Raw genomic sequence first — 18,091 nt, 5'->3', positions numbered from 1 at the left:
TCTTTCAACCTGACGGGTTTGCCAGCTTCGCTGGGCAAACAAAAAAGCCCAGCACTTGGCTGGGCTTAGCTTTTAAGTATTTAAGGTTTACTGCTTTGCACGTTTGCGTGCGAAAACCATACCGCCTAGAGCTAAAAGAGATAGCGCAAAGGTACCTGGTGCAGGTACTTGAGCGACAGTGAAGCTTGTGCCTTGGGGAGCATTATCAACAATATTATTTCCAAAAAGATCTGATAATTGAGCTTCAGAAAATGAAAGGTCGACCATTCCGCTACTTAGCGCAACTAAAACAAAAGAGAAAATGTCTACCTCAGCTTTGCCATTTTGAAAAAGGTCAACAGGCGCAAATGTAGCACTACTTAGTGACGCTGAATTAGCTGAAGAATCATTAAAAGGCCCAAAAAGTGGCGTACCAATAGCGCCTAAGTCCATAACTGTAGTTGGGTCTAAACTTACAAACAGAGAATCAAACAAAACGGATATGTCATACCCGAAGAAGTATGTTTGAACGCCATTTAATGACAAACCAGAAGCACTCACCGTTGCTGTAATCGTTTCGCCAACGTTATAAGTATCTTTATCTGTTGTAATCGAAATTAGTGCTGCGTTTGCGTTGAAAGTAGCGACAGCCATTATTAGTAAAAAGAATTTTTTCATTGTTATTTTCCTAAAATTAAATTGCACAGTTAGCGCGTGTACACATCGCCATTAATGCTTGAATATCGAAGAAGCTGATTTGGCCGTCGCCGTTAAAATCGTAGCTTTCAGCCGTCGCTTGCCCTTGTAAAAACAGTTGATAGAAGGCCATGATATCGTTGTAATCGACATCGTTATCACCATCAAAATCTCCAACTATCACTTCTTCTGGGAAGTTTAGCACTACCACTACCGGGTCATGATCTGACGAGCGATATGCATCAGCGCCATAATAGCTAGAAAGCTGAGTTTCTGATTTGAATTCAACGTTATAGTCGAATACACGAGGTTCATCGGCATTGATGTGCCATACCGTTGCGTCTACCACATATTCAGTTAACGATGGACTTGATAAAGCGTGGTCGAGATAACCCATTTCGCCGCCGAAGCTATACGAATAAGCGTTATCGCCATCAAAGAAGTTAACCAAGTTACTGTAGCCAGCCTCTTCAAGCGCAAGGATAGGCTCTTCCTTCGCATAGGCATTCAAGTCACCCATAACGATAACGCGGTCAGACAAAATATCGCTGTTTTGCTCAACAAGTGAAATAATGCCTTGTGCTGCTTGAGTACGCAGTTCGTTCCAGCAGCCTTGGCCGTCACCTAAATCGGCATTGTTACCCGTAGCACTGCCACAGCTTCCTTTCGACTTAAAGTGGTTTATCGCTAAGGTAAAGTCTTCGCCATTGCTGTTCACACTAAAGCTTTGTAATAGCGGCTGACGGTTACCATAGTCAAACGGTGCGCTAGATGAAGTAACAGGGTTACCCTGAAGTGAAACTACTGCTGGTTTATAGATAATACCTACAGCAATTTCATCACCGCCTAGCTGAGACTCTAAAGCAACATAGCTGTACTCATCGCTGCCTAGTTCAGCGTTAACGCTGTCAACTAATGTCGCAATCGCCGATTCACTGCTATAACCATCGTTTTCAATTTCAACAAGGCCAAGTACATCGGCATTCATCGCTACAATAGCAGCAATGGTTTTCGCTTTCTGTCGTTCGAACTCAGCAACTGAATCTGCGCCGCGAGAGGTCGGGAATTCCGGGCCATTGAAGTAATTGAGCACGTTAAAGCTAGCCACTTTTACATCACCGATAGCGTTTAACTGTGGTGCAGCAATCCGCGGATTAGTACGTACAGTTTGGATATCACCAACAGGGATAAGGTTGTAAGCACCAAAGGCATAATGTAATACACCTTCAAGGGCTTCTACACTGTCACCCAAACGCAGCGGGTTGTTGTGCGATAAACCACCTACAGGGAACGGAATATCATCCAAATTCTGTGATGTTTTCCCGTCATCAACCAATAAGGTGTTTCGTGCATTGGTTTCAGCTAGCGCCAACGCTTCTTGTGAACCTGCTACAAACTGGTTAGTAGGAATCATTAAGCGCTGAGACGACACGTTGAACTGACCGTAGCGACCAAGATTGTAGATATCAGAGACTTTGAGCGTTTGCTCAAAACTAATATGCATGCCCTCTAGTGCTTCTAAATCAGTACCCGGGCTAAACGGCATAGCAACTGACGTGTAAAGCACGCTGCTACCAGACCCCGTAACCTCTACATCCGCAGATAAAGCGATTTGAGTTACACCAAAGCGCTCACCTACTGTACCTTGTAAACGCACCGCATCGCCCGCTACAGGTAGGCTAAATGAACCTGCGTAAACAAACACACCCTCAGATGTTGATGTATTGTCATCCGAATCAGCTGCTTCTTCCTGAACGAAAAACCCGCTCATATCAGGCACCACTTTTGTGACGACCGCTTCAACAATGACATCACTGCCAATAAGTGCCGACTCCTCGCCGTCGCCTTGAATTGCGCTGATGAGTACCACTTCAGTGATGGGATCCGTTGGGTCGGTTGGGTCGGTTGGGTCGGTTGGGTCAGTAGGTTCACTTACTGAACCGTTATGGGAGCCAAAATTACTTAGCGTATCCTTAGGAAAGCTATCCCACTCATCAGTAGTAAAAGCAGGGTTTCGGTTAGCGTTTCCGCCTGTCACGGAACTCTTACGCACTAACGTGACGTCTTTACCCCAATTAGTCCTAACGCCGTAAGTACCTAGTGCATCTACCACTTGGCCGTTGTATACCAACTCAACGTAATCGTCGCCGTTAAAATTTATTACGAAGCTGCTAAGGGTAGAACCACTTGTCAGTAAGGCATCGGCATCTGCATGAGCAAAGGTTGCCACACCACCTGCAGGAATTTCGCCTTCTAGCGCTAAAACTTTACGGTCTGCATCGGCGGTATCGCCGTTTGAAAGTAGTACCAACTCATAGCCAGATAGGCTTACAGGCTGAGTAGAACTATTGAAAAGCTCTATCGCTTTGTTAAAGCTACCACCCTCAATATACTCTGAAATGTAAACGCTATTGGTTGATGGTGCTGTGTCGCCTCCTGTATCGCCACCTGTGTCACCACCTGTGTCGTCTCCTGTGTCACCGCCAGTGCCATCGCAGCTTTCGTTGAAGATAAGCGAGGCCAGTTCCGGCTTGTCAATAAACGGGTTTCGATTACCTTGGAATTCATAAACGCGTTCATTACGGCGACGTTCGAATTCATCCACTGGATCGCTTTCATGCCACTGAAGCAGAACACAAAGCTTGCCGAAGGCCGCTTCGTCAGTTGTGGTTAAGCGATTCAGCAAGACTAAGTCTTCTTCCGTATCACCCGCGGTATTGCCATCGTATCGCACATCCATGTAAAGCATTGAGCGAGCAACGTCACCTTTTACCGCGTCACGTGGTTCAAACGAGTCACTGTCTACGCGGTTTGCTGGCGCTTCGGAAAGTGCGCTATCGCTGAAGTCAAAATCTAGATTCCCGCGTGAGCTGTTAACTGAAATGTCAGTAGGGCGTAGGTGCAGGATGTCGCTATAAGCCGTTAAACTTGTGCTTGAGAAGCCATGACTTTTCGCCCAAACGTGCTCGCGGTTCCAATTGTCTTGGTTAGTACTTTGACTACCGCTTCCGTTAGTAAATTTATCTTGCGATATGCCCTTGTAAAACAAAATGACGTTTTCAGTATTTGAAGGGTCTTCATCAGTGTAAGTTAACGCGGTCCACACCTCTGAATACGATAGCGTACGATGGCCATTTTCAATGATTGTGTGCGTTGTTTCTTTTAATGTTTGTGCACTTTCACCATTGGCTATGGCCGTATCGAGCGTGGCGTAATAGTCTGAAGCAACAAAGTCGCTCGCTAAATTAATCGCCTCTAGATCTGGACAGTTAAAACAGGTGCCGCTTAAGAAAAGCAGTTCGCCTGAAGGTTCACCGCCTTCGTCAGGTGTATCGCCGCCGTCTGTCGCCCCAGACGAGCTAACTGAAATGCTTTCAAGGTTTAGATATTCGGATCCTGCGTTGTTTGCCATAGCAACTTTAAGAACAAGGCTGCTCCCGCTGCCAATAGCAGCCGAAACGTTACCGTTCTCAAAATCGTCTTTTACTGTGTGGTCACTACCAGCGATAGGCGCAATAAGTTCAAACGCCCCACCGTCGATGGAATAGAAAACGTCTATATAGTCAGCCTCTTCCATGGTGCCGCTTTTAGATAACAAAGCGTCGATAGTAATGTCACCCTGACCGGTTATGTCTATAGACTCACTTTGCCACACCACTTCGCCATCAACATCACGCGCTTGCATTGCGCCATTTGCTACGCGAAACCAGTCTGACGTTGCCGTTAATTCACCCGTGGAAACATCAATTGACCAGCGACTTACATCTTCAATAGTGACATTAGTTCCTATTTCGATGGGGCCAGTGGCGCCCTTGCCTTGCAGCTCACTGGCTTCGAAATCTTCTTGCCATAGCGTATCTGCACCTGCGTTTAGCGATATTACGCCGAATGATAATGCCCCGGCTAATAGTGCATTGATCACTTTTGCTGACTTTCTCAGCGTGTACTTTTGTGTGTTACCCTCATTAATCATTTTGCTTTCCGCTTTTTGTATAAGGAAGGTATAAATTCATATACATACGTATACACAGCAAGCAGTTAACGAAAATAATAATATAAACGTCACACTTCAATAAATTCATAAACTTAAGCGTTTAAAATAAGTTTACTTGTTTATTAACTCTACTAAACCTTGGTACAGGGAAAGTTGATTTGTCACATATCTAAAATGTTTCAAAATTGAAACATTTAAATGGTTTATCGTGGTGCATATTACCGTTTTATGCACAAAAAAAGAGCGCACATCAGGCGCTCTTTTTGGCGTTATTTATTAAATAGTAAAGACGAGGCTGGCTTTACCGTACCTTTATTTTAATGCTCTGAATGTAAGAAGCGCCCAACGACGTTTTAAGAAGCAAGTTTCCGCCCCATACATTACTGCGTTGTCACTTAAAAGTGATAACGGCGCAGCTGCATTTGCATTTCTTTTATTTGCTGAACCAGAGCGTCACAGTTATCAACCACTTCTTTTGCGTAATCACTATTCGCGCTGCCTACATGCTGAATACTATTTAACCCTTTGTTTACATCATCAGCCACCGAGGTTTGGCCTTCTGCCATCGTCGAGGCATCTTGGTTAAGTGCGGTAATACGCGCGACTGCGTCTAGCGCTTGCTTTAACGAATCTCCGGCGTTTTTAGTCGTTTCCACGGTTTTAAACGCTGTTTCTTTGTTTTGCTGCATTTTTTCAGAGGCCACACGACTGCCCTGCTGTAACCGTTCGATCATAATACGAATTTCTTCGGTCGAAGATTGCGTTCTACTGGCCAAAGAGCGCACTTCATCGGCCACGACCGCAAACCCCCTTCCCTGCTCACCCGCCCGTGCGGCTTCTATCGCAGCGTTTAACGCGAGAAGATTCGTTTGTTCGGCAATATTTCTAATTACTTCCATTACACCGCTAATTTCTTCGCTTGCCTGCGCTAACTCGGCTATCACCTGCACAGAAGCGTCTACATCATTCGCTTGCGATTGAATATCATTAATGGTTTCAGCCAACACGCTCACGCTATTCCTTGTATCTTGATCGGCCGCGTGCGCAGCTTCACTTGAACTGCGTATTGTCGAAGACACGGTTCTTGCGTTTTCTTGCATTAACGAAATAGCATTGTCTATTGAGTCAGTTTCCTGACTAAGCTGAGAGACAGACTCTTGTGAACGCATGGCGGTAATATTGAGAGCTTCTGACTTAGCCAGCATATGGTCAGTGGCCACATCGACACTTTGTAGCGTGTCTTGCAGTTGACTTAAAAGGCCATTAAATGCGCGGGCCATGATGCCAAATTCATCACTCCGGGAGGCTTGGAAACGAAAGGTTAAATCCCCTTCGCCTGAAGAAAGGTTATTCACTACACCAATAAACTCATCTAGAGGCCGTCCCACAATATATTTCACTAAAAGCCAAATAGTAACAAGCACACCAGCACTGGCTAGTACTATCTTAAAAACCACGCTAAGCACGGCATTTCTTACCATTGCAGATTTTTCCGCGGTAGAAGCGGCGAGAATGATGTCATAGCCCCATGGAGAAAAAGGAACGTCTGTCACCATCCAGTTGTCATTGTTCGCTAGCGCGTTAGCAACTTCTTTACTATCGACATGGGATGAATGCATTCGAATATTGCCCTTGGCATCGCGTAGCGCTACAAACCCCTCTTTTAATACATGACTTTGCTTTATTGCTTGCTCGAGCACCTGCAAATCGGCGGAATACCCGACGTACCAAATACCAATAACCTCGCCGGCGTCATTAAACATGGGCTCATAACCGGTAAGATAGGGACTGCCAAGTATATCGACTGCACCGTAGTAAGCCTGTTGTTGGTTTATTTTCTTAATGGCTTTGCCGTTTGGCGCTAACTTTGTGCCTATGGCACGCTCGCCATTTTTTATCACGTTAGTGCTAATGCGAATATAATCGTCACCAGTCTTACTGAAAATGGTAGCCGTGCCGCCCATAACCTCGGTTAAGCTATCCACTAAATCGAAAGAGTTGGCCTGAGGGGCCGAACCTAATCGCACCTGGCGTGCCTGTGTATTCTTCACGCTTACATAGTCACCTTGATTTGGCACGCCAAGCGCGTCTGCGCGCAGTTTAAGCAGCGACATACTGCTTTTTACACGCTCTAGCATTATGGCATCGGTGATCGTGAGAATATTTACCAGCCTATCTGCAGTATTGGATTTTTGTTCTTGGACCTGATCAGATATAGCTGACGACGTTGTTATGACCGTCGCCGTAGCGACTATTAACGCGAGTAAAGCAATGACAGCAGAGATAGAAAATAAAAACTTTCTTTGAATAGACATGTATGTTCTCAGTTTAACAAGGTTTAAAACTCCTCACTCCTTTGAGTAGCACTAAATCCAACGACCTAATAAAAAGCCAGTATTACAACGTAAAATTGCCTTTATTGAATTTAGGCTATTTTGACATTAAGGCAAATTATCCAATCGTTTATAATTTCATGAAAAATTGAGAATTTGACAGCCTATTAACGTCTACAACTACTTCATGTGAACTTTCCCACCCACGATTTTAAATGCCGGCGCGCCCCGAATCATTGCGTTTCTAGCAAACTGCCCTTTGCAGGACGGGCAAATACCCTCTTTTTCGGTGTAATCCTCAACAATGCGCTCTTTGAAACATTTAACTAAGGCCCCTTTGCCGCCTTTACGATACTTAAACAACTGAAACTTACACTTAGCGCAATAAATTTGTACGGTTCTTACGGGACCTTTTGGGTTGGGTTTTGCCATAGCTAACTTAGTTGCTCCATTTTTAAATTTCATCTTTTGTCGAAGTGCGACAAATTACTAATCTTGGTTATACTCTATACTGGGCAGTCCGCCCTAGTGTAACAACGACTCCTCAACACAGCATCCGTTGACGAGTAGCGAATGAAGGTAATATCAATGAAGATAATTGCAGCCCTGTGTTTTTTGTTGTCAACCCCACTCTATGCCGGCACCGCAGTAATTGTTAACGCTAACAATAATTCTGGAATAGACATCGATACGGTAAAGAAAATCTATTTAGGTAAGGTAAAAGCATTTCCTGACGGCAGCCGTGCTATTCCGCTTACATTTGAACAAGGCAATAACACAAGAAACGCATTCAATAATAATGTACTGGGTAAATCTGAGTCTCAATACTCTGCATTTTGGTCAAAGCTTGTTTTTACGGGTAGGGGTACACCACCAGAGATGATAGCGACCGAAGATGAAATGCTTAACCTTGTTGCTACTAACCCAAATACCATCGGCTTTATTGACGAAAGTAAAGTGGACAGTAACGTCAAAGTAGTGGGTACATTTTAGGTAGTTTCACATTTGCAGTAAGAGCGACGCCACATTATTTATTCGCGTCGCTTCGATTCTGCTTATTCAATCGGGGTAGTTAGCGAAATGATTGATGTTGGCAAATGCCATAATCACGTCTTTAGCAAAATCTACCCTAGGATTGCCTAACGCCCCTTTCTTCCAAACAAGATAAATTTCATTTTCAGGCCCGCTTTTACCAAGCGGTGTTAACTCGCCTTTCGCTATCCCTTCTTTACACAGATAGTCTGGTAACACTGAGTAACCAATACCGGCTTTTACAATGCTGCTTATTGCACGAATATCTGGGCATACAGCAGCAACCGGCGACTCGCATGGCGCGTTAAAAAACCTCTGAAAAACTAACGGCGAATCTAACGGCGAATCAGTGGAAGTTGCTCGTCGTAGGTTACAAGTTTATGCTGATTTAATAGCGCTGCGGTTATTTCTTCATCTTTGAGAAGCTTTCCTTGAACTCGATTCATAACCAGAATTAAACGCTCTTTGTCTAACATTTGGTATTCATACATTGCATCCGTCGGTTCTGATGCGGTGATAGCAAGTTCGGCAACATCATTTTCCAGCAACGCATAGGTGTTATTTTTATTGCCTGTATGAATAACTAAGTTCACCTTATCGGCTTGCAGTAGGTTAGCAAGCGCTGGCCCCGCTACCGAACTAAGGTATTCTGCCGGCCCGGCGAGATGTAACGTGCCGTGGTCGGTGGATGCTCTACTGCGTATAGACGCGACCTTTTGCTCTAACGTATCAATATGGCTGGCCACCTGAAGGGCTAAATCGTCGGCAATTGGTGTCGGCTGCACTCCCCGCGCTTTTCTCACAAACAGCTCTTTGCCAACAATATTCTCCATGGCTTGGATGTGTGATGTCACTGCCGGCTGTGACATATGCAGGCGCGATGCAGCACGTGTAATATTCCCACTTCGATATACTTCTACGAAGGTTTTAAGCTGAGTTAAATAAGACATTAATCATTACCCATCAGATTTTTGATGACTCATACTAATTTATCTGACTTCTGCATTTAAGCCAATCACTCTAAGATGCCATCAAATTCTATACACAGCGAAATTCGCTAAATAATTAAGGACAGGCAATATATGCTTAATTTTACATTTAAAAATCAAACCGAAATTTTATTCGGCAAAGGCCAGCTTAGTGAAGTGTCTTCGCGCCTGCCAGCAAAAGCAAAAGTTCTGTTTTTATACGGTGGTGGCTCTATAAAAAAGAATGGTATTTACGACAAAGTTAATACCGCACTGGAAGGTGCCGACGTTATAGAGTTTCAAGGCGTTGAGCCCAATCCTGAGTTCGAAACCCTTATGAAAGCGGTTCAGGTTGCTCGCGAAAACGAAGCAAACTTTATCTTAGCGGTTGGCGGCGGTAGCGTTATTGACGGCGCTAAATTCATTGCCGCGGCGGTAAATTTTGAAGGCGATCCGTGGGACATATTGATAAAAGGCGCGGCATTTGAAAACCCATTACCAGTGGGCGCAGTGTTAACACTTCCTGCAACGGGTTCAGAGAGCAACGGCAATTCGGTGGTAAACCGTAAAGAAACCTCGCAAAAACGCGCTTTTTCTTCAGAAACAGTACAACCTGTTTTTGCGGTTCTTGACCCAGAATTCACGTATTCACTGCCACCGCGCCAGGTATCGAACGGTGTGGTTGATGCCTTCGTTCACGTAATTGAGCAGTACCTTACATACCCTGTGAATGCGCCGCTTCAGGACCGTTTTGCTGAAGGTATTTTACAAACACTGGTTCAGGAAGGGCCTAAAGCGCTGGCTACGCCAGAAGATTACGATGTACGTGCAAACGTCATGTGGTCAGCCACAATGGCGCTTAACGGGCTAATTGGCAAGGGCGTACCACAAGATTGGGGCACGCACATGATTGGTCACGAACTTACTGCACTGCATGGTCTTGATCACGCGGTAACCCTAGCAATTGTCTTGCCTTCACTGATGTTCGTGCAACGCGACAAGAAACAAGAAAAAATCTTGCAGTTAGGTGAGCGCGTATTTGGTATTAAAGAAGATGACAAAGACAAAGCTATCGACCTAACCATAAAAGCCGTACAGGACTTCTTCGAATCTATGCAGATTAAAACTCGTCTATCAGACTACGACATTGAAAAGTCTGCCATTGATGGGCTTGTTGAAAATCTAGAGCGCAATGGTTTGACTGCCCTTGGTGAACACGGCGACATTGACCTGGTAAAAGCCCGTGAAATCCTAACACTAGCCGCCTAAATAACGAGTTAAGTTGTAGTAGCGTGTGAAACTACGCACCTCGTTAAGACAGCAAAGCCTACGAGCTTTGCTGTCTTTTTTTTTAACCTTGCATTTAGGTGTTTTTAATTGCCCTGCTGTCGCCCCCAGCCTGCTTCGACACTTGCTTTTTTGTAAGTTACGATTACAGTTGGTTAGAGCCTAGTTTACAAATGGAAGAATGCAGGTTATTAACTTATTCCCCTCCACAGTGAATATCACTGATCTACTCTCAATTCGCAGACAACGTGTTATTCAGATAAGCGTTGTAACCGGCTGTGGGCTATTTGCGTCACTACTTGCAGCGAGAGGGATAACCTTCGACATCTTTCTTGTGGGTATATTATCTTTATTACTTAGTGCAGTTCTCGCTTACAAGCGTTATGTGGCCACCAGCAGTTACCTTCTTCTAAGCGCCATGTCATCAATGTTGTTCGCGCTTTCAGCAACGGGAGCCGGCGTGTTTGATATAGCCATGCTTGGCTACCCTGGCGTAATTATTTTTGCGGCATTGTTAGGCGGCGTAGCGCTATTTGGCACAGTTCTCTCGCTGGTCCTGCTGCAATGTATCGGGCTTACTTGGCTAATTATGCACGGTGTAGTGGCCCCCCATCCTCCTGTACTCTCGTGGTCTCATCTGCTTTTCGTCATCGTTATCTTTGTTGTAACGGGCTTTAGCGTATTTGTTTTAGTTCAGGATATACGACGGCTAATGGCTTCGCTGCAGCGGGAGTACACAAAAGTCGAGCAGAATAGAGCCCATATTCAACACCTTGCGCACCACGACCCACTAACCAATTTACCAAATAGGGTTATGGGGGAACGTTTGTTTAACGAAAAACTGCGCGAGAGCGAAGAAAGTGGTTTGCAGCTTGCGGTATTGTTTATCGATTTAGATAATTTTAAGCCCGTCAACGACGCATTAGGCCATGCCGCCGGAGACCGTTTTTTACAAAAAATATCTCAAACTATTACCGACAACCTGACAGCGAACGAATGCCTTATTCGGTTTGGTGGTGACGAATTTATTGTTCTCGCGGCACAGATAAAGACGCGCTCTCAAATTGAAAATTTGTGTCAGAACTTAATTCAATGGTGTTCGTCGGAATTTGAAGTACTACAAACAAAAATCGTTGTATCGGGCTCTATAGGCGTAGCGCAAGCGCCTTACGATGGCGTCAAGTTTAAGCAGTTATGCCGAAAGGCCGATATCGCCATGTATGAGGCTAAACGCAATGGCAGAAATCGCTTTGAGTTTTACGATGTGCGTTTTGACGAAGAAAGTGATGAAAAGTTTTCGCTAATTCAACGATTGCGCCCTGCAGTTCAAGCAAATGCGTTAGCGGTGTATTACCAGCCCCTCATCGATTTAAAGACGGGTAACATATGTGCACTTGAAGCCTTGCTGCGCTGGCCTCAAGAAGATGGCTCTATGATCTTCCCCGATAGATTTATCCCGCTAGCTGAAAGCAGCGGTCTCATAGACACGCTAGGTGCATGGGTTTTAAACCAAGCCTGTATGTTTTGCGCTAAGCAACAACAAAATGGTAATAGCGAGTTATCCATTGCGGTGAATTTATCATTTGCACAGTTCAAAGACGGTAATCTGCCACAAATCGTAAAGGGTGCGTTAGAAACTTCCCAGCTAGCTCCAGAACATTTAGAGCTTGAGCTAACAGAATCTATTTTGGCCGACGACAATGGCAATGTTATTCAACAGCTTGAGCAAATAAAAAGCCTTGGCGTTACGTTCGCAATTGATGATTTTGGTACTGGGTATTCCAATCTTAATTACCTTCGTACATTCAGTGCCCAAAAATTAAAAATAGATCGTATTTTTATCAATACATTGGGCTTTGACGAAAAAGATGTGCCCTTAGTCACAGCAATAATAAGTATCGCTGAAAGTTTAGGTATGGCAACCGTGGCAGAGGGTATTGAGAATGAAGCTGCGCTAAAAAAGATTACTGAAATGGGCTGTGACATTGGTCAAGGATACTATTGGAGTAAGCCTGTACCAGCGGAACAAATTGAAAGGCTAATTGAAGCGCAATCCCCCACTAACCAGCGGTAAAAAGTTATTAGGCTACGCCGGCTAGTGATATTGGAGCGTTGCTTTTACTGCCTATTTAAAAGCCATGATAAGTTACAAACTCTTCGTTATCGGCGCGGGTAGAGCGCACGTCATTAGCAGGAAAATCAGGGTCGGGATAGCCTAAAGCAATACAAATCATAATGGCTTCATCATCGGGAATGTTAGCGCACTGGTGTACCACTTCAGACTGCATGATACCCTGACCGTTTATCACACAACCTAACCCTAAATCCCACGCTGCTAGAACAATGCCATACGCTAGTGACCCTAGGCCAAATTGGGTTATTCCAGCGGGCTCTAGAGACCTATCATATGTGAGAACCAGCGAAACGGGTGCATCAAACTGCCTGAAGCCTCGCATCATCCAATCCATACGCTTTTCTTTGTCTTCACGCGATATTCCCATCACGTCGAACAATTGAATAGCCACATCAATTTGGCGCTGACGATGAATACCCTCGTAGTCTTCCTTATAAGGAAAGTCACGAACGTGCGGCTTACCTTCAAGCGTATTTTTGGTGTTGCCTTCGCGAATTCTATCGAGGACATCGCCAGTTACCGCATGAATTTTCCATGTTTGTGTGTTGTAAGATGACGGCGCCCACTTCGCGGCGTTGATAATTGCGTCTACCGTTTCTTTTGTAACGGGCTGTTTTGTGAACCCTCGTACACTTTTTCTCGATGCTGCAAATTCCGCAAAATTCATGAACGTCCTTAAACCCTATGTTTTTCAAGCCAAATTGTTAAATTAGAGTAAACAGTAGGACTTGAGTGTTCAATAGCGTCAGCACCTTATTAAGATTGTTTGTTTTTATAGATGTATATTCAACAACTCAAATTAAGATGGCTTTCCTTTTTTAACGCATTTAAGAATCTACAACTGTATTCGACGTTCTATTTGCTTCCCTCGATTAACGCTCTCGGACGACAGGGAAAAGTTAAACTTTCGATTAAATCAGGCTTTGGCAATTTGCGATAATCGCATTCGTAGCATACGTTTAAACTAAAAATAAGCCTTGTTGTTTACGTATGTCCCTATTTAAGAAATCAAAAACTGAACAATCCGCTCCGCGTCTAGCCCCTTGGAAAATAGCGATTATCGACGATGAAGAGGGAATACATGAAGTTACCAAGTTAACGCTGCGCAAATTTACTTTTGAAAAGCGTGGCGTAGAGTTTTTATCTGCCCACAGTGGAGAAGAAGGTTTAGCCCTCTTCAAAGCACACCCCGACATCGCGCTGGCGTTTGTAGATGTAGTGATGGAAACCGACGATGCTGGGTTAAAACTGGTAGACGCCATTCGAAACGAGCTTAATAACCATGTTAGCCGCCTTATATTACGAACTGGTCAGCCCGGCCAAGCCCCAGAAGAAGATGTTATCCGTCGGTACGATATTAATGATTACAAAGCAAAGACTGAGCTTTCTTCTTTAAAACTGAAATCCTGTGTTTACACCGCCATTCGCTCTTATCGTGATATCCAGACCATAGAGCAAGGTAAACGTGGAATGGAGGACGTGCTTAAATCCTCTTCATCTGTATTGGCCAGCCAGTCTTTGGCCCAATTTGGGACAGCGGTGCTTAAACAAACGCTGACCCTTTTAAATTTAAATAATTCAGTGCTCTACCTGTCTACCCAGCACACTGACCTCTATGGTGATACCACTATGACGGTGTTAGGGGCCAGTGGCGATTTAATTGGGCTGTGTGAGCCCGGCATCTCAAAGCAGATTCCGGAAAGCATTGCTGAAGAAGTCAACCAAGTTCTGTTAAGCAAAACGCACCTTCAAACGAAAGACCGTTTTATTGGTTATTACCCTACAGGGGAAGACAGCCACAACATTTTGTATGTGAAGCTTAATGAACCGTTAGACGCCCTTCAACGCAAAACCTTGGAAATGTTTGCATCTAACGTGGCTATCATTTTTCAAAATCTCACACAAAAAGAAGATATCCAGCAAACCCAGAAAGAGCTAATCATGGTGCTTAGCGACGCCATTGAAATGCGAAGCAAAGAAACCGGCGGCCACGTTAGGCGGGTTATTTTAATGACTGAGTTTTTGTCAGAAAAACTCCACATGAGTAGAGAGTTAATTGACACCATTCGATACTCAGCGGCGCTTCACGACGTGGGTAAAATCAGTATTCCTGAAACCATTTTGCACAAGCCGGGCAAGCTTGACCCAGAAGAATGGGAGATTATGAAAACCCATGCGCAAAAAGGCTATGACTTGCTTGCCGACTCGGATCGCATTGTTGCAAAAATGGGGGCCATCATTGCCAAGACTCACCACGAACGGTGGGACGGCAATGGCTATCCCGAAGGTTTATCGGGCGATGATATTCCCATTGAGGGCCGCATTATGGCCATTGTTGATGTGGTTGACGCCCTACTATCTAAGCGCTGTTACAAGCCTGCCTGGAGCGAGGAAGACGTAAAAGCTTACCTTGTGGAAAACGCAGGCAAACAGTTTGACCCACTAATTACCCATATCATGCTTGAACATTTCGACAGAATACTAGAAATACGCGCGTTAGAACCGGACGAAGATGAATGAAAGAAGCATTAGAGTTAATTTTACTACGTGTTAGCCAAAGCGAAGATATTGATAAAGGTGAATTGAATGTGGCGTCACGGCTTATTATCAACTCCGTCTGCGAAGGGTTGAAAATTACGCGGGCGGGTATTTGGCTATACGACCAACAGCAAACACTTGTTCAATGTACCCTATTAATCGATAAAGGGAACGACCTTGATAGCGAAAGCTTGGTGCTCACCCGTAAAGATTTCCCACACTATTTCGAAGCCCTAGACTCTGGGAGAACCATAGCCGCTCACAACGCGCTAACAGATGTTGCCACCTTCGAGTTTGCTGACGTCTACCTCGGCCCTTTAAATATTAGTTCAATGCTTGATGTTCCTATTCGACACAGAGGTAAAATGATAGGAATAATTTGTTGTGAGCATCAAGGTGAAGCGCGACACTGGGAGGCTGATGAGATGGTATTTGCCGCCTCTTTGGCTGACCTATATGGCCGCGCGGTAAGCGCTAATGAACGCGCTGATTATGAAGCGCAACTACTAGAAGCGAATCAAACGTTAGAACAAAAAGTAAAAGATCGCACAGCAGAGCTAGAGGCCGCCCAAGAAAAACTTATCGAGTCAGAAAAAATGGCTGCCTTAGGTAACCTTGTAGCTGGTATCGCCCACGAAGTTAATACACCTTTAGGTATCGCACTCACCTCTGTCAGTAACTGCAAAGAAGAGCTCAAAGACATTTATCGAGATTTCGAGAATGGCGAGTTAACAGAAGAAGGTTTTAAAGACTTTGAAGCAATATGCTCTGAAGGATTAACTCTAGCGGAAACAAGCCTGGTGCGGGCCGCGAACTTAGTTCAAGACTTTAAGCGAACCTCTGCCGATCAAACCTCACTAGAAATTGAGGAAATTGCGCTGGATGAATATATTCCACGGGTTTGTAATCCATTAAAACCCATGCTTCGCAAGGAGCAAATCGAGCTTTCTATAGACGTCACGCCCAAATTAGTAATTACCACTTGTCCGGGCATTATTGCCCAGCTATTAACGAACTTAATATCGAACGCGCAGCGTCACGCCTTTGGTCCGTCAGTAGACAACGATATAAACAAAGTTGCTGTAAGCTGTAGCCAAAATGACAAAGGTGTTGTAATAAGCGTTCAAGACAATGGAAAAGGCATTCCTGAAGAGCTTCATACAAAAGTGTTCGAGCCGTTTTATACAACTGCACGCGATAAAGGTGGCACGGGTTTAGGCTTGAATATTTTATACAATCTTGTTCGACAGAAGTTTAACGGAGAAATTGACTTAATCTCAGCCCCAGGGGAAGGAACTACGGTGACGGTTTGTATACCTGTTGAAAGTTAGTGCTATTTTACTTTATAAACCATTTGCGTTGATTGAACCAAAACAAGAAGCGCGGCATAGTTTAAATGTCGTGCTTACGACAGACCTATGGCCACCAATACATGTAGTTGCTTTTGGGCTATATGAAACAAAGAAAACAATACCGAGAGCATTGGGTAGTTGCACTTCAAAATGCCGACGTTCCGGTTCGACTAACTGCTGGCATGATAGATCCTATTTCTGGCGCACACATGATGGCCAGATACAAAGCACTTATTCCAAACGCCGATGTATTGATTAGTATTGCTTCATTGGGAATGCTGGCGGCAATACCTTTTAATTCAGCCAGATAGCGGTGAGCTTCTGCTGCCTTTTTGAGTACTGCGCGGGTTTCCCATTGTTCTATATTGTCAAGTGGTAGCAGTGGAGTATATGCACGCATAGTTAACGTCCATTCCTTATTTATAAATATAGAACTGCATATGTATAGATTTTCTAAAAATTTATACATGTACTGTATAACATGTATAGTTTTTCTGTTTATTGGCTCTTCATCATTAACGGGGGACATCCGCATTCATTAAACTGATTTTGCGAAGAATCATTTAATGGAGAGTACAGATGTCCCACGCAGGTACTATTTTAGGCATAAGTGAGTTAGAAATAGAACGTGTTCATCGACATGATTTTATTGAAGTGTGGGCAAAGCCCACTAAAAAGCCGCTATGCAAGCATTGTGAGAGTCGACATTTACGCATAAAAGCCACACATAAGCGTACTGTGAAGCACACGCGCCAAGGTAATCAGGTGCTAACGCTACATTTAAAGGTACCTAAGTATCATTGTCGATGCTGTGGGCGTTATTTCAGGCATCCTTTTGTTGGGATCCGGCCACGCTATCGGGCGTCGGAGTGCTTTCGCTTAGAAGTCTTTGAAGCGCACCACGGTGGTGTTACGCAGCGTGGTATCTCACGCACACATCGCATTAGTCCCACTACGGTAGAGCGTTGGTACCAATCACACATCAGCCAAAAATATAAAGAGATTATCAGTCGTCCCTGCCCAGAGATGCTGGGGATAGATGAACACTTTTTTACCCGTAAGAAGGGTTATGCGACGACGTTTGTAGATTTACGACATCGCAGTGTGTTTGATGTAAAACTGGGACGTTCTGAATTAAGTTTACGCTCGTACTTACGCCACCTTCCCAATAAAGAAAACGTGAAGCTCATCGCGATGGACTTATCGGAAACCTATCGTGGTATTGCCAAACGCTATTTCCCTAATGCTACGATAGTCGCTGACCGTTTTCATGTGGTGCGCTTGATAAACCATCACTTCTTAAAAGCGTGGCAGCAACACCACCCTGAAGGACGTAAAAATCGGGGTTTACTTAGTTTAATGCGACGACATCAATGGCATTTAAGCGAAGAGAAAAACAGCAACCTACAACGCTACTTAGCTGACTATCCTGTGTTGAAAACACTGTATGAGGTCAAACAGAAGCTCATCAGGTATATGCTGTTAAAGACTATGAATGAAAAACGAATGGAGAAGACATTACCGAGGTTCTTAGACTTGCTTGAACAGTTACATCACAGTCCACTTCGTGCACTGGCCAATACCTTAACTTCGTGGTTGCAACCTATCATCGCCATGTGGCGCTTTACACGAAACAACGGGATCACTGAAGGCTTCCACAACAAAATGGAAATGATATCAAGAAGAGCGTATGGTTTTAGAAACTTTGAAAATTATCGAATAAGAGTGATGACCCATTGCGGATGGGATGGTGTTATCAATCGTGTAAGGTGAATGCT

At 44.4% G+C, this 18,091-nt stretch carries 14 protein-coding genes; 7 read left to right on the top strand and 7 right to left on the bottom strand.

Annotated features, from left to right (window positions below; genetic code table 11):
* Positions 1–87: 87 nt before the first annotated feature.
* The 4 genes from ACX5J7_RS15110 to ACX5J7_RS15095 all read right to left on the bottom strand — a co-directional run bounded on the left by ACX5J7_RS15110 (position 88) and on the right by ACX5J7_RS15095 (position 7,434).
* Entirely contained in the window at positions 88–657 is a 570-nt protein-coding gene (locus tag ACX5J7_RS15110) for a PEP-CTERM sorting domain-containing protein (protein WP_483379700.1), read from the bottom strand.
* Between the two features lie 16 nt (positions 658–673).
* Complete coding sequence (locus ACX5J7_RS15105; protein ID WP_498707415.1) at positions 674–4,648, bottom strand: ExeM/NucH family extracellular endonuclease; 3,975 nt, start codon at positions 4,646–4,648, stop codon at positions 674–676.
* Between the two features lie 416 nt (positions 4,649–5,064).
* On the bottom strand, positions 5,065–6,984 hold the full coding sequence (locus tag ACX5J7_RS15100) for a methyl-accepting chemotaxis protein (protein ID WP_498707414.1): 1,920 nt from the start codon (positions 6,982–6,984) through the stop codon (positions 5,065–5,067).
* Between the two features lie 198 nt (positions 6,985–7,182).
* Positions 7,183–7,434, bottom strand: coding sequence for a hypothetical protein (locus tag ACX5J7_RS15095; RefSeq protein WP_012518816.1), 252 nt, complete (start codon positions 7,432–7,434; stop codon positions 7,183–7,185).
* A 156-nt stretch (positions 7,435–7,590) separates the two neighbouring features.
* On the opposite strand from ACX5J7_RS15095, the gene ACX5J7_RS15090 reads away from it, so the two are divergent.
* Complete coding sequence (locus ACX5J7_RS15090) at positions 7,591–7,995, top strand: phosphate ABC transporter substrate-binding protein (RefSeq protein WP_498707413.1); 405 nt, start codon at positions 7,591–7,593, stop codon at positions 7,993–7,995.
* Positions 7,996–8,061: 66 nt separating this feature from the next.
* On the opposite strand, the gene ACX5J7_RS15085 is transcribed toward ACX5J7_RS15090, so the two are convergent.
* Together ACX5J7_RS15085 and ACX5J7_RS15080 are read right to left on the bottom strand one after the other, a co-directional pair.
* The gene (locus ACX5J7_RS15085; protein ID WP_498707416.1) at positions 8,062–8,280 is read right to left on the bottom strand and encodes a LysR substrate-binding domain-containing protein; all 219 of its coding nucleotides are present in this window, start codon (positions 8,278–8,280) and stop codon (positions 8,062–8,064) included.
* Positions 8,281–8,369: 89 nt separating this feature from the next.
* On the bottom strand, positions 8,370–8,984 hold the full coding sequence (locus ACX5J7_RS15080; protein ID WP_498707412.1) for a LysR family transcriptional regulator: 615 nt from the start codon (positions 8,982–8,984) through the stop codon (positions 8,370–8,372).
* A gap of 132 nt (positions 8,985–9,116) precedes the next feature.
* Between ACX5J7_RS15080 and ACX5J7_RS15075 the strand changes: the two genes are divergently transcribed.
* Together ACX5J7_RS15075 and ACX5J7_RS15070 are read left to right on the top strand one after the other, a co-directional pair.
* Positions 9,117–10,271 carry an iron-containing alcohol dehydrogenase gene (locus tag ACX5J7_RS15075; RefSeq protein WP_498707411.1) on the top strand — a complete coding sequence of 385 codons (1,155 nt, stop codon included), beginning with the start codon at positions 9,117–9,119 and terminating at the stop codon, positions 10,269–10,271.
* A 199-nt stretch (positions 10,272–10,470) separates the two neighbouring features.
* Positions 10,471–12,363 carry a putative bifunctional diguanylate cyclase/phosphodiesterase gene (locus tag ACX5J7_RS15070; protein WP_015067481.1) on the top strand — a complete coding sequence of 631 codons (1,893 nt, stop codon included), beginning with the start codon at positions 10,471–10,473 and terminating at the stop codon, positions 12,361–12,363.
* Positions 12,364–12,418: 55 nt separating this feature from the next.
* Here ACX5J7_RS15070 and ACX5J7_RS15065 read toward each other — a convergent pair whose 3' ends face one another.
* On the bottom strand, positions 12,419–13,090 hold the full coding sequence (locus ACX5J7_RS15065) for a nitroreductase (protein ID WP_012518821.1): 672 nt from the start codon (positions 13,088–13,090) through the stop codon (positions 12,419–12,421).
* A 323-nt stretch (positions 13,091–13,413) separates the two neighbouring features.
* On the opposite strand from ACX5J7_RS15065, the gene ACX5J7_RS15060 reads away from it, so the two are divergent.
* The 4 genes from ACX5J7_RS15060 to ACX5J7_RS15045 all read left to right on the top strand — a co-directional run bounded on the left by ACX5J7_RS15060 (position 13,414) and on the right by ACX5J7_RS15045 (position 18,086).
* Positions 13,414–14,943, top strand: coding sequence for a DUF3369 domain-containing protein (locus ACX5J7_RS15060; protein ID WP_498707409.1), 1,530 nt, complete (start codon positions 13,414–13,416; stop codon positions 14,941–14,943).
* Positions 14,940–16,292, top strand: a complete 1,353-nt coding sequence (locus tag ACX5J7_RS15055; protein WP_498707408.1) for a GAF domain-containing sensor histidine kinase — start codon at positions 14,940–14,942, stop codon at positions 16,290–16,292. The genes ACX5J7_RS15060 and ACX5J7_RS15055 overlap by 4 nt, the downstream gene beginning before the upstream one ends.
* A 122-nt stretch (positions 16,293–16,414) precedes the next feature.
* A complete protein-coding gene (locus ACX5J7_RS15050; protein WP_348680731.1) occupies positions 16,415–16,624 on the top strand; it encodes an alpha/beta hydrolase in 210 nt (69 codons plus the stop codon).
* 268 nt (positions 16,625–16,892) lie between these two features.
* A complete protein-coding gene (locus tag ACX5J7_RS15045; RefSeq protein WP_498707407.1) occupies positions 16,893–18,086 on the top strand; it encodes an ISL3 family transposase in 1,194 nt (397 codons plus the stop codon).
* Positions 18,087–18,091: the final 5 nt, after the last annotated feature.

The organism is Alteromonas infernus, assembly GCF_902705815.1.
Note: the sequence above shows the minus strand (reverse complement) of the source record. Positions and strands in the feature narration are given on the sequence as shown.

Bases quoted from the DNA above. Each gene is read 5' to 3' on its own strand.
- ACX5J7_RS15110 (WP_483379700.1), bottom strand. From the start codon at position 657: ATGAAAAAATTCTTTTTACTAATAATGGCTGTCGCTACTTTCAACGCA.
- ACX5J7_RS15105 (WP_498707415.1), bottom strand. From the start codon at position 4,648: ATGATTAATGAGGGTAACACACAAAAGTACACGCTGAGAAAGTCAGCA.
- ACX5J7_RS15100 (WP_498707414.1), bottom strand. From the start codon at position 6,984: ATGTCTATTCAAAGAAAGTTTTTATTTTCTATCTCTGCTGTCATTGCT.
- ACX5J7_RS15095 (WP_012518816.1), bottom strand. From the start codon at position 7,434: ATGGCAAAACCCAACCCAAAAGGTCCCGTAAGAACCGTACAAATTTAT.
- ACX5J7_RS15090 (WP_498707413.1), top strand. From the start codon at position 7,591: ATGAAGATAATTGCAGCCCTGTGTTTTTTGTTGTCAACCCCACTCTAT.
- ACX5J7_RS15080 (WP_498707412.1), bottom strand. From the start codon at position 8,984: ATGTCTTATTTAACTCAGCTTAAAACCTTCGTAGAAGTATATCGAAGT.
- ACX5J7_RS15075 (WP_498707411.1), top strand. From the start codon at position 9,117: ATGCTTAATTTTACATTTAAAAATCAAACCGAAATTTTATTCGGCAAA.
- ACX5J7_RS15070 (WP_015067481.1), top strand. From the start codon at position 10,471: ATGCAGGTTATTAACTTATTCCCCTCCACAGTGAATATCACTGATCTA.
- ACX5J7_RS15065 (WP_012518821.1), bottom strand. From the start codon at position 13,090: ATGAATTTTGCGGAATTTGCAGCATCGAGAAAAAGTGTACGAGGGTTC.
- ACX5J7_RS15060 (WP_498707409.1), top strand. From the start codon at position 13,414: ATGTCCCTATTTAAGAAATCAAAAACTGAACAATCCGCTCCGCGTCTA.
- ACX5J7_RS15055 (WP_498707408.1), top strand. From the start codon at position 14,940: ATGAAAGAAGCATTAGAGTTAATTTTACTACGTGTTAGCCAAAGCGAA.
- ACX5J7_RS15050 (WP_348680731.1), top strand. From the start codon at position 16,415: ATGAAACAAAGAAAACAATACCGAGAGCATTGGGTAGTTGCACTTCAA.
- ACX5J7_RS15045 (WP_498707407.1), top strand. From the start codon at position 16,893: ATGTCCCACGCAGGTACTATTTTAGGCATAAGTGAGTTAGAAATAGAA.